The 12,247-nt window shown below is 43.9% G+C and carries 11 protein-coding genes; 3 read left to right on the plus strand and 8 right to left on the minus strand.

Going from position 1 to position 12,247, the window contains the following annotated elements:
• Positions 1-85: 85 nt before the first annotated feature.
• A complete protein-coding gene (locus SWOO_RS15675; RefSeq protein WP_012325648.1) occupies positions 86-2,509 on the plus strand; it encodes a S8 family serine peptidase in 2,424 nt (807 codons plus the stop codon).
• Positions 2,510-2,637: 128 nt separating this feature from the next.
• Positions 2,638-2,997: a VF530 family protein gene (locus tag SWOO_RS15680; protein ID WP_012325649.1), complete on the plus strand. Its 360-nt coding sequence runs from the start codon at positions 2,638-2,640 to the stop codon at positions 2,995-2,997.
• An 83-nt stretch (positions 2,998-3,080) separates the two neighbouring features.
• Here the strand turns inward: SWOO_RS15680 and SWOO_RS15685 are convergent, their stop codons facing one another.
• On the minus strand, positions 3,081-3,593 hold the full coding sequence (locus SWOO_RS15685) for an aldolase/citrate lyase/malate synthase family protein (protein WP_012325650.1): 513 nt from the start codon (positions 3,591-3,593) through the stop codon (positions 3,081-3,083).
• A gap of 193 nt (positions 3,594-3,786) precedes the next feature.
• Between SWOO_RS15685 and SWOO_RS15690 the strand changes: the two genes are divergently transcribed.
• Positions 3,787-5,328 carry a DUF3612 domain-containing protein gene (locus SWOO_RS15690; protein WP_012325651.1) on the plus strand — a complete coding sequence of 514 codons (1,542 nt, stop codon included), beginning with the start codon at positions 3,787-3,789 and terminating at the stop codon, positions 5,326-5,328.
• Positions 5,329-5,504: 176 nt separating this feature from the next.
• On the opposite strand, the gene SWOO_RS15695 is transcribed toward SWOO_RS15690, so the two are convergent.
• From SWOO_RS15695 to SWOO_RS15730, 7 genes are all read right to left on the minus strand, one after another.
• Positions 5,505-6,323 carry a hypothetical protein gene (locus SWOO_RS15695; protein WP_012325652.1) on the minus strand — a complete coding sequence of 273 codons (819 nt, stop codon included), beginning with the start codon at positions 6,321-6,323 and terminating at the stop codon, positions 5,505-5,507.
• A 68-nt stretch (positions 6,324-6,391) separates the two neighbouring features.
• Positions 6,392-7,009, minus strand: coding sequence for a GTP cyclohydrolase II (gene ribA / locus SWOO_RS15700; RefSeq protein ID WP_012325653.1), 618 nt, complete (start codon positions 7,007-7,009; stop codon positions 6,392-6,394).
• 293 nt (positions 7,010-7,302) lie between these two features.
• Positions 7,303-7,659: a YibL family ribosome-associated protein gene (locus tag SWOO_RS15705; RefSeq protein ID WP_012325654.1), complete on the minus strand. Its 357-nt coding sequence runs from the start codon at positions 7,657-7,659 to the stop codon at positions 7,303-7,305.
• Between the two features lie 188 nt (positions 7,660-7,847).
• Entirely contained in the window at positions 7,848-8,318 is a 471-nt protein-coding gene (nrdG, locus tag SWOO_RS15710) for an anaerobic ribonucleoside-triphosphate reductase-activating protein (RefSeq protein WP_012325655.1), read from the minus strand.
• Positions 8,319-8,528: 210 nt separating this feature from the next.
• A complete protein-coding gene (nrdD, locus tag SWOO_RS15715; RefSeq protein ID WP_012325656.1) occupies positions 8,529-10,646 on the minus strand; it encodes an anaerobic ribonucleoside-triphosphate reductase in 2,118 nt (705 codons plus the stop codon).
• 280 nt (positions 10,647-10,926) lie between these two features.
• The gene (locus SWOO_RS15725; RefSeq protein WP_012325657.1) at positions 10,927-11,685 is read right to left on the minus strand and encodes a hypothetical protein; all 759 of its coding nucleotides are present in this window, start codon (positions 11,683-11,685) and stop codon (positions 10,927-10,929) included.
• Positions 11,686-11,748: 63 nt separating this feature from the next.
• Entirely contained in the window at positions 11,749-12,117 is a 369-nt protein-coding gene (locus SWOO_RS15730) for a response regulator (protein ID WP_012325658.1), read from the minus strand.
• Between the last annotated feature and the right edge of the window lie 130 nt (positions 12,118-12,247).

The following is a 12,247-nucleotide window of genomic DNA, read 5'->3' on the forward strand; positions in this document are numbered from 1 at the left end:
ACTGTCGAGTAACTTGTTTTTTAGCAAAAAGTCTAAAAAACAATCTAATAATAATGATTAATACTAATTAACATGGAAGGCTTCTATGACAAGTACCAAACCAAAGACTGTGGCGCTAAGCTTATCAGCATTAGCGATGGCAATCTCTGCCAGTGTATCTGCTGCTCCCGCCTTTACCCCTGGAGTCCAGTCACTCAATTCAGGTATCGAGCAAGCATCGCCACTGCCTAAGCGTTATATCGTAAAATTTAGAAATTCAAATGCAGCAGCTAGCTTTCAATCTCAATCAAACGAGATGAATGAAGCGCTTTATGAGCCAAGATCGAACGAGGTTTTCTCTCACCACAGAGCCATGAACAGTGTTTCAGCAAAAGAGATGAAGCGTATTGGTCGCAGTAACAGTTACACAGCGAAACTTAACTCCAAAGGTATTCAATCACTTAGATTGCGCCCTGACGTAGAATACGTTGAGGAAGATGTACCAAGAAGATTATTGAGCGAAACCACACCTTGGGGACAAACCTATGTTGGTGCCACTAGCTTAAGTGACTCACAAGCAGGTAATCGTACCATCTGTATTATTGACTCTGGCTATGACCGTGACCACAGTGACCTCAGTGGTAACAATGTCACAGGTACCAATAACTCAGGGACTGGCAACTGGTATGATCCAGGTAACAACAATGCTCACGGTACTCACGTAGCAGGAACCATCGCCGCGATTGCAAACAATAGTGGTGTTGTTGGCGTTATGCCAAACCAAAATGCCAATATTCACGTGATCAAGGTATTTAATGAATCAGGATGGGGATACTCATCATCACTGGTTTCTGCCATTGATACCTGTGTCAACAACGGTGCTAATGTCGTTACCATGAGTCTTGGTGGCTCTTCATCAAGCACGACTGAGCGTAACGCACTTAATGCCCACGAAAGTAACGGCGTACTGCTTATTGCAGCAGCGGGTAATGATGGTGATAACACCCATAGCTACCCAGCATCCTATGATGCTGTTATGTCTGTCGCTGCGGTTGACAGCAACAAAGATCATGCAGCTTTTTCTCAATACACAAATCAGGTTGAAATCTCTGGTCCTGGTGAAGCTATCCTCTCAACTGTCACTGCTGGCGAAGGACGCCTAGCTGATATCACAGTTGGAGGACAGTCTTACTTTGATCAAGGGGTTGTTCCACATAACCGTTATGTGAAATCAGGTACCAACCATGTACCAACACCCGTTATAGGTAACGTTACTGCTGAACTCGCTGAGTGTACTGTATCAGGCACAACATTTAATTGTGGCAATATGAGCAACAGAATTTGTCTAGTTGAACGTATTGGTAACCAAGGCGCTACATACCCTGAAATTGATGCAGTAAAAGCGTGTAACAGTGCTGGCGCAAGTGGTGTCATTGTTTACAGTAATACTGACTTACCCGGTCTACAAAATCCATTCCTTGTTGATACTAACAATGAAGCAGCTCTAGTCTCCGTCTCTGTTGACCGTGCTACTGGTCAGGCTCTTCAAGGCCAAATAGGCTCCACAGTTACAGTGGCAAATACAGACAATGAAGATTACGAGTACTATAACGGTACATCTATGGCGACACCCCATGTTTCAGGTGTAGCAACACTAGTTTGGAGTCACCACACTCAATGTAGTGCAGCGCAAATTCGTGCAGCACTTCATGCTACAGCCGAAGATCTAGATGCAGCAGGCCGTGATGATAAGACAGGTTACGGTCTTGTCGATGCTGTCGCAGCAAAAGCTTATCTTGATGAGTCATGTGACGGTCCAACAGATCCAGGCACAGGACCAGGAGACAATGTACTGGTTAACGGCACAGCTAAAACTAGCCTTGCAGGCGCTAAAGATGCTGAGCTTCACTACTCAATTGACGTACCAGCAGGTGCAACTGACCTAAGCTTTACCATGAGCGGTGGCACAGGTGATGCCGATCTTTATGTGCAGTATGGCGCAGCACCAACAACTGGCAGCTATGACTGTCGTCCATGGAAAAGTGGTAATAGCGAATCTTGCCCCATTAGCAATGTTCAAACCGGTACTTACTATGTCATGGTTCAAGGTTACAGCGCATTTAGTGGTGTCAGCTTAGTAGCTAACTATACAGAGTCTAACGGTGGTGGAAATCCTGGTGGCGGTGCAGCAAGCTACACCAACAATACCACCTATGCGATCCCTGATAACAGATCAGCTGGTATCAGCAGTGCAATCTCTGCAACGCGCACAGGTGATTCAGGTTCTGTATCGGTTGCGGTTGATATTTCACATACCTATATTGGTGATTTGCAAGTAGAACTACACAGCCCTAGCGGTCAAGTAGCGATACTTCATGACAACACTGGCGGCAGTGCTAACGACATCAACAAAACTTACACTGTTGATATGTCAGGTGTAGAGTCTGCAGGCCAATGGACACTTAAAGCGGTAGATAGCGCAAGACGTGATACCGGTACAATCAACTCTTGGACACTGTCTTTTCAGTAAGCAATAGCTGAAACCAAGGTGACTTGGTAACAAAAAGTAAAATTAAAGAGGGCGTTTACGCCCTCTTCTTTATCCCCCGCAAGATTTACTGGTATAATTTAGCTAATTTCAGCTGATCCAGAAAAATCATGACACAAGCAAACAACCCTCTTCACGGCATTAAACTAGAAGCACTACTCACAGATCTGGTCGAACATTATGGTTGGGAAGGGCTCGCAGATAGAATTGACGTTCGTTGCTTTAAGAATGATCCCAGCATGAAATCTAGCCTTCGATTTCTACGTAAGACGCTATGGGCCAGAGAAAAAGTTGAATACCTCTATTTAAAGATGAATAAGCTGCCACTTCCAGCGAAAAAACCAAGGGAAGATGGCTACCAATCCAGTGATAAAGCACTCCGTAAAGCGGCAAATAAACGAGCAGAGAATACCACCGACAGTGATAAAAAGGCTGACGGGCAAGTGAATGCCGATATTTGGGGAAGTTAATTTTTATATCGATTGATCTTAAAAAGGCTGCAAGTGATAAACTTGCAGCCTTTTTTAATGCTTATTCAGAGCAGAGTTGGAAATTATTTTAACAGGTAGTCACTACCATCTTTAGCTGTAAACAGCTGATCTTGTTCTGTCTTTGGAGTCCTGCCCTCCTCATCAATATTGAGTATGCTAATCCAGTACTTGTGACCTTCAAGTTGGATATCATCGATGTCAGCTAAATCTTGTGAACCCGTTGTACCGCAACGGTCAAATGTTAGCGCCACATGAGTTCCCTTATCCTGCAGTAAAATCGCTGATGGCTCACTCTTATGTCCATTAAGGGCAACAAATTGACGTGGGTCACGTAAACCGCTGTGAGTACCATCTTTAAAGAACATCAAAAGGTTTTGGTAATAAACAACATAGCTACTGACATCTTTATGTGAACCCGTTGCCAATGGAAATGCAGTATCAAGAAACCCTTTAGCCTTAGCTACTGTGTCTTCACTTTTTGATGCAGCATAGGCATCCATAGACACGACTTCAGCACTGATAAGGTCATTCATCTGTTGTTCGTTTTGAGTACTTCTCATAGTTGATGTATTCATAGCCTTATCCTCTCTACTCACCTTAGGTTTAATTTTCCATTTATTACCGCATCATCGAGTTCGTTTAAGTTGCAAAAAACTGTTTTATTAACTTTCCCGATTGCTTGATTTGTAGTCTAGCTAATTTTTCATTACAATTTCACAATTAAAATTTTACATTGTGAATTTTACAAAACAAGGTGAATTTTACAGAATGAGCAAATCTCAGAGCCTACTGCGCAAATCACATTTTCTTGGTACCAAGATACGTAATCTAAGAAAACGTAATCATCTCACCATGGAAGATCTGTCGGCTCGCTGCATGAGAGTCGATCCGGAATCAGCTCCCTCTATCTCCTACCTCTCCATGATAGAGCGAGGAAAACGGGTTCCCAGTGCTGCCATGATGGCCGTTATCGCGGCGGTATTTCAAAAGGAGGTAGACTGGTTTTTAGATGATGTGCCAGAGGTGCAAGCCATCACTCCTGAAAAAGGACGTCGTGGTGGCATAAGCGGCATGGCACTAGAGCCTAGCTTTCTCTTTTCTCAGGATATACTGCAGATAGCCATCCCAGAGATGTTGTCACAAACAGGTATTACTGGCAGACAGTTTGCCCATTTACTTATTCGTGCTCACCAGGAGCACCATCAAAATCACTTCCCTGATCTTGAACGTGCAGCAGAAGAGATAGGCATGAAACGTATGCCACTAGCGGTTGAAGATCTTATGGATATCGCCAAAGGAATGGGCTTAAGCATTAAGTGGATTGATCAGGCGCCCCAAGATGTGATGGATGAGATGGGGGTCACCTCAATGCAGTTGATCACCTCCTTCTTCGAGCCGCCATCAACCATCTATGTCAATAAGCGCCTTAAGAATGTGCCTATCAGGCTGAAATACGATCTAGCCGTGCATATTGGACACTGTGCACTGCACAACAAAGATGGCTTAAAGTCAGTATTAACCACTGGAAGAAGCCAGATAAGCGCCTCCGAAGAGCTGGGAACCCCAGCCTCTTCAACGGTCAATGCCCAAGATATTCTCCATGCTTGGCGTGATTTCGAATCCAGTTTTTTTGCCGGTGCCCTGCTCTGCCCTAAAGTGCCATTCAGGCAACTTCTCGACCGCCATGGTTATGAGATTGATGTTCATAAACGCTTAGGGATCTCAGCTTCAGTGGCCATGCGACGCATGACAGTTGTCTCTCCTTACCCGCACTGGCACTACTTTGATGCTTATGCTCCCGGTAAACTAAAAGCTGTATATCGCGGTAATGGTATCCCTCTTCCTTGGGGAAATATGAGGCAAGTACAAGATCCCTGTCAGCACTGGGCTGTATTTAGAATGATCAATGAGCCCACCCAAGGCACATCGGCGCAGATCTCCATTCTCAACGTGGCAGATGAGCCAAGAATTTACTGCTGTGAATCGATAAAAGTCGAAGATCTAGCTGGCAACAATCATGTGCTCTGCGCCGGTATCGATCTGAACCCAGCCATCGAAGCACAAGGTGGAGATGCATCCGCCATCGCCTCAGATCTGAAACAAGCCTGCGTTGATAAAGGTGGCTCTGTGATGATCCCAAGTGCCATTAGAAGCGATCTGATGAGCGTTGCTAAAATATTAAATATCAACTGGATAGAGCGAGGTATAGAGAACGAAGCCAGATTAATTTGCTCAAGAGGTGCCGCCTGTCCACGTCAGCCAAGTTGCTATGCATCCGGAAGAGCTGAGTGTGATGCCGTTACCAACTAACAAGGGCATCACATCAATAACAGCTTGCGCTAGAGCCTATAAAAGTGGAATAAGGATTTTTTAGCCATTCAATCACTCCTCTCCTTTCAAGGCATCGATCGCCTTAATGAAGGAGAGAAGCTAGGAGGATGGCTAATACTCTTTTGTTTTTACAAAGGCTACCAGTCAAAAAAGTGTTAGATCGGAAACTCAAATATCAAGCGCCAAACCTGAACCCCGTCGCCAGCTCTAACACTTAACCCTAAGCGGTCTATCCCCATCCACTCCCAAAGGATCGGCTTTGAAAAAGCCAGTGTGGCTCCTACTTCTAAGCTATGAGACACCAACACATCATCCCCAAAAGGAGTCGCAAAACGTAGTTTATCGAAATACCAATAACCAACCGCAAACACCCTAGGTTCTACATCCACTCCAAGCCAATCCCAGCGCCAGTGAATATCGGTTCCGATATCAAAACCCGATTGAATCGCCGAATAGGTCTCAGCTTGAGAACCATCAAAACTTTGATAGCCAGCAAAATAGAGTCGATTCACCCATACCGGCGCACTCTGTTTATATTCCAGCTCCAATAAGCTAGAAACGCCTCCCGAGATAATGGCAACATGGTCCCCTGAATTCAGGTTTTTGCCATATCCAAGATCAAAGTAGGCCTGAAACTCATGATTTTCAGCTGTTCGTGTACGGTATTCAACGCCTGGTGTGAAGGTAAATGTCCCGACACTTGATGGAAGCTCACCTTCAGGCAGGTCATCCCACTTAAAATTAAAGAAACCGAGTGAAACGGGAGTACGCAGGGTTAACGAGTCAGTGTCATCTTGCCAGAGTTCAAAACTCATGGGCATATTAACAACGGTCGTGTTCTGCCCCGAAGTACGGTAAAGGCCACTCCCAAGATAGTTGGCAAATGCGTAGTGAGTAAAATCTTCTTCAGCTTGAATAGAGGATGAAAGGAAGAGCAAAGATAAACAGATAAAGAGGCTTTTATTCAGAACCATACATTAGCAAACAAGTGTGATTATATGGCACTGAATATAGCTTGTGGTAGAGTAAAGATCTACTTAGATTATGACTCACCATCCGTTGAAAAGTGATGTTCGGACATCATATGACCAAGCTCTGTTGACTTAGTCTTCAGATAAGCTTCGTTATAACGATTTTTACCAACTTGCAGAGGAATACGCTGGACCACTTCTATACCTAGCTCCTGCATCGCCTTCACTTTTCGTGGATTATTGGTCATTAAGCTTACCTGCTTAATACCGATCTTCTCCATCATAGGTAAGATCATATCGTATTTACGCATATCAGCTGCAAAACCCAGTTTCTCATTGGCTTCGACTGTGTTTGCCCCTTGGTCTTGTAGCTCATAGGCGCGGATCTTATTCAACAAGCCTATGCCACGCCCCTCTTGACGAAGATAGAGGATAAAACCTTGTCCCGCTTCAGCAATGTTCTGCATCGCGGTTTGTAACTGAAATCCACAGTCACAACGTAAACTAAACAGCGCATCACCGGTTAAGCACTCAGAATGGATTCGACCTAACGTTGGTGTTTCAGCATCAAGCACACCAAATGTGAGTGCCACATGCTCTTTACCTGTCTCTGTATCTTCAAAACCATGCATATCAAACACACCCCAAGGGGTGGGTAACGTTGAAGAAGCGACATACTTAATGGACATGAAATAACCTTAACGACTCTCTTCCCTGAGACGACTATAATCAAGAAAACAACGAGATGAATGCTAAATAATTAACCTGAGGGTCAAAAGAGTACATTGCTTATCTCTAAATAATGGGCAGAATCTTATCTTTTTTTACCCTTAAGTGAAATACCTTAGCGATTTAATCGACTATTACTTCATCTTAAGGATAGTTGACCCTAATGCTCAGCGTACAAAAGGATACGCTGAGAAGCAGTAAAAAAATTTGATGTCGCTCACTAATCATTAATCACTGGTGAGCTTATCAGCATTTAAAACTCTTTAGGTGCAAAACCTGTCACTACCTTGATCCCCATTTCACGACCCAGTGCCGTCATAGGATGAACCACAACAAGCCCTCTTACAGACTTCTTTAACTTACCCATATCAGCCTGTTCAGCTTTTGTCAGCGGACGGTTGAACTTCATGCTCACCACCGAACCACCTTGCTTACTGAGCTCACGAGTCTGCTGCGCCTTCACACTGGCAATACGCTTAGTCACAGCATTGATCTCTTGTCTAAATTGCAACATGACGCCTTTATCGCCACGCTTTTCTGCAGCGGCTAATTTACGACGAAACTGCTCTAGCTTATCGCTAAGACCATGAAGCTCTTCTTTTAAATTCATTTTCTTGCCTTAAAAATTCTATAAAATGCAAAAACAGCTAAAAAGCTGTTTTATAATATTCGATTGGATCTAATGGCGGCATTATAACAGCATCCGAGCAGATACAGTTACCGCTTTTCTGATAGAATTTATCGACAACTCATTGGTGAAATATCGGTAGATTCAAAGTCCGCTTCTAAGCAGTTCAATTAGATATTCCCTAAGTAATGAATAACTTGGTTACTACTTCCCCTAAACTCTAGGCTTGGATCAGCGAGAGCTTGCTCAAACTTACCATCCACCAGCACATCCACATAGGCGATAACTTCTTTTTGTGCTTCGCTCAGCTCATCGAGACGATAACCAGACCAAAGCCAGATATCTTTCTCTGGGCACTGGGTTTTAACCCGCTTAACTAAGGCCAAGATAGCGGTGAGATTCCCAGGAAAAAGTGGATCGCCACCAGATAGAGATAAGCCTCTTCGCTTAATGCGTGTATCTTTCAAATGACGTAACACCTGATCCTGCATCTGCTCATCAAAAGCATGTCCATGACACGGATTCCAAGTCGATTGATTATAACAGCCACGGCACTGATGTTCGCAACCTGAGACAAACAAGGTAGCTCGCGTTCCGGGACCGTTAACCACATCGACGGGAAAATATTGATGATAATTCATAGCAAGTTCTTAAGTGTTAATGAGTTCATAAAAACATAACCTCCGAGTAAGCTAAGTCGCAAAATGGCGTTTCACTTATCTGGAGGCTATTTTTTCAAGATAGCAGCATGCTAAATATTGGCTCTATACGTACTTTGGCACAAAATAGTCAGTTCTCTTTCATGCTTTGCCACGTAGCGGCCTAAATAGAGATGCGCAGCAGATCTATTATTAGAGGTGCTTCACTCTGCGCTTAACCTCTTCCTGTTTACCAAAGTTAAACGGACGCGCATCAGGGCTGCCAAGATAACCACAAACACGGCGAGTCACAGAGACTCGGCTTGGCTCATGGTTACCACATTTAGGACAGGTGAAACCCTTACTGGTACAGGAAAACTCACCAGTAAAGCCACAATCGTAACACTCATCAATTGGAGTATTGGTACCATAGTAGGGGACGCGGCTGTAACTGTAATCCCACACATCTTCCAAAGCTTCGATATTATGCTGCATATTGGGGTACTCCCCGTAACAGATAAAACCACCACTGGTTAATTCAGGATAAGGCTGCTCAAAATCCAATTTGTCATAAGGGTTAACCGCTTTTTCAACATCAAGATGGAAGCTGTTAGTGTAGTAGCCCTTCTGCGTCACGCCGTCGACCACACCATAAACTTGCGTGTCTAACTTGCAAAAACGACTGCAGAGGTTCTCACTTGGCGTGCTGTATAAGCTAAAGGCGTAACCAGTCTCTTCGGTCCACTGAACCGTTGCAGCCTTCATATACTTGATGATCTCAATCGCCTTCTCACGAAGAGTTTCACAATCATATAGGTGCTTATCGGAACCAAACAACGCATTGATGGTTTCATGTAAGCCGATATACCCTAATGAGATAGAAGCGCGTCCATTTTTGAAGATAGATGAGATCTCATCATCAGCACGTAAACGCACCCCACACGCCCCTTCCATATAAAGAATAGGCGCGACTCTGGCTTTCACACCTTCTAATCGCTCAATGCGGGTATCCAATGCTTTGCGAGCAATGGCTAAACGCTGATCTAAAATACGGTAAAACTCAGCTTCATCTCCTTGAGATTCCAGCGCCACGCGAGGTAAATTAAGGCTAACAACACCTAAGTTATTACGTCCCTCATGAAGCAGCTCACCGTTCTCTTCGTAGGTGCCAAGGAAGCTTCGGCAACCCATAGGAGTTTTGAACGATCCCGTCACCTTTTCAACTTGCTCATAGTTAAGAATATCTGGATACATGCGCATGGTTGCGCATTTTAACGCCAGTTTTTTAATGTCGTAGTTACAATCGCCACTCTTGTGGTTAATGCCATCACGAATAGCAAAAACTAACTTTGGAAAGACTGCGGTTTTACGGTTCTTACCTAGACCAGCAATCCTCACTTTCATCATGGAGGATTGAATAAGTCTTGATTCCCAAGAGGTGCCTAAACCAAAACCGAAGGTAACAAATGGAGTTTGACCGTTCGCGGTATGTAGGGTATTGACTTCATACTCAAGGGATTGGAATGCATCGTGACACTCCTTCTCGGTTTGCGCTGTAGCAAATGCTTTAGCGTCAGTGATCCCCCAAGTCAGTGCGACTTGGTAATGCTTGTCAAAACTTTTGGCCACAAATGGGGCTAACACTTCGTCGATACGGTTAATCGTTGTACCGCCGTATATATGGCTGGCAACTTGCGCGATGATCTGCGCCGTTACAGCCGTTGCCGTCGAGATAGATTTTGGCGTTTCAATCTCGGCATTGCCCATCTTAAACCCTTGAGTCAACATGCCCGCCAAGTCTATCAACATACAGTTGAACATAGGGAAGAATGGCGCATAGTCAAGATCGTGATAATGGATCTCACCAGACTCATGAGCAGCCACAACATCTTTTGGTAAGATGTGTCGTGTAGCGTAATGCTTAGCAACAATACCCGCGAGTAGATCCCGTTGAGTCGGGATAACTTTTGCATCTTTATTGGCATTCTCGTTAAGCAGCGCAGCGTTACTCTGTTCGACTAAACCACGAATTTCACGGTTGAGGCGACTGCTGGTTTCGCGATGTAGATCTCTATCGTGACGATATTCGATATACACACGTGCAAGCGACTTATATGGCCCCTCCATAAGTTGGTTTTCAACGACATCTTGTAGGTCATGAATATCAACTTCTGCCATATTAGCGACCGTATCAGCAACCTTAGTCGCCACTTGAGTAGCATAACCATTATCATCAATACCTGCCGAGATTGCCGCTGCAGCAACTGCATCTCTAATCCTTGTTTCGTCAAAAGGCGTGCGGTAACCATCCCGCTTAATAACCACTGGCATTGTATATAATCTCCTCAAGTGACGCTGATTTTGACACCACATATAGTGTCATTCTAGATTACCAGCACAATATGTTGCGTATTAAGCTACAAACTATCGTTGAGAACATTGATCCTGATCATATTATTTGGGATGTGAGAAAAGAACAAAAAATAAGTGCCATTGAGGCCTCTTATCTCATATTTCTCTCTTGACCATCACAGTAAAGCGGGCTAGATGTGGGATAAAAGTGGTAAAAATTGTGGATAAAAATTACATAATGAATGCAGAATCACTAAGCTCAATATTTACCTAAGGCTAAATAGCTACTTAGTTGACCTGAGGCCTGTTGACTGTCTCCCATAGAGGAGGCCAGCTGCATCACAGATCGAAGTCCCTGCCACTGCTGTCGCTCTTCACCACTCATCTGAACATCACTTTTAAGATACACATTCAGTTGTGATGACACTCTTGAGGCTTGCTGACTTAACTCTTTACTCTGTATGTTGTCCATCTTGTTTAACACTCCCTCTGCGTCATCTAGGAGCTTAATTAGCACATTGGACATGGTATTCTCATCTGAGGCATTTTTTTCTAGCTCACCTCGCTTTGACTCAATAAACGTTTTCATATCCTCCACACTACCTTGGGGCCTAGGTAACTCTATTCCCCCTTCAGATAAACGATTAAGTTGAGTATCAGACAAAATACCATCTTGATGCAGTCGTTGAACCAGTTTAGGCAGATCCGAAATAGAGAATTGACCGTCAGCAAAAAAATCTTTCGCCATACTCTCAATCTTCTGAGCACGCATAGCTCTGGGAGAGAGTGAAACAGACTCATCTTTAACCTGCTCTTTACTTGCTGCTTTAGGAGGCTGATTCGACTGGCTTAAGGTGACTTTATCGCTATGTTGACCCGCCTCAGCTTGATGACTATTAATGCCATATTTATCGGCAAGGCTTGTGTTTGTCAGTTGGCCTGCAGTGCTTGGAGCATTAGCGATTGGATTCATTGTCAAATTTTCGGCATAAAGGAAGATATGAACCTCTACATGCATTTATCACGCCGAAATAGGTAGAAACCCTGTACAACCGCTCTATTTTTAATCGAAGGTGTTCGGCTATCTTAAATTAAGCAGCTGTAATACGGTAGGCAGTAGCTCATCTTGCTTTATGGGTTTAGAGAACCAACCAGTAGCACCTGCACCTTTGGCTTCCTCCTTGAACTTGGTATTTTTAGCGGTAGAGACTATCAAGATAGGAATGCCGATATAGGCTCTTAGTGCGCGTAATTTATCAGTCAGCTCAATCCCATTAAGATGAGGCATATAATAGTCAGTAATCACCATATCATAATCCACTAGCTGAGCAGCTCGATAAGCGAGTGCCCCATCTTCAGCCAGCTCTATCTGAAACTTATCACTGGTAAGTATCTTCTTAAACATATTACGCATGGCAAGTTGATCGTCGACCACTAATATTTTTTTCATCTGTCTGCGTGCTCCATGGCAAATTAAGAGAAGCGTTCAAACATCCATAAAGCGTTTATAGAAATATAGACCATAAACAGATAAAAATTTCGCTAAACAACATGTTAATGCAAAAACGCATGAAGAGAGA

This window comes from Shewanella woodyi ATCC 51908, from assembly GCF_000019525.1.
GTDB lineage: Bacteria > Pseudomonadota > Gammaproteobacteria > Enterobacterales > Shewanellaceae > Shewanella > Shewanella woodyi.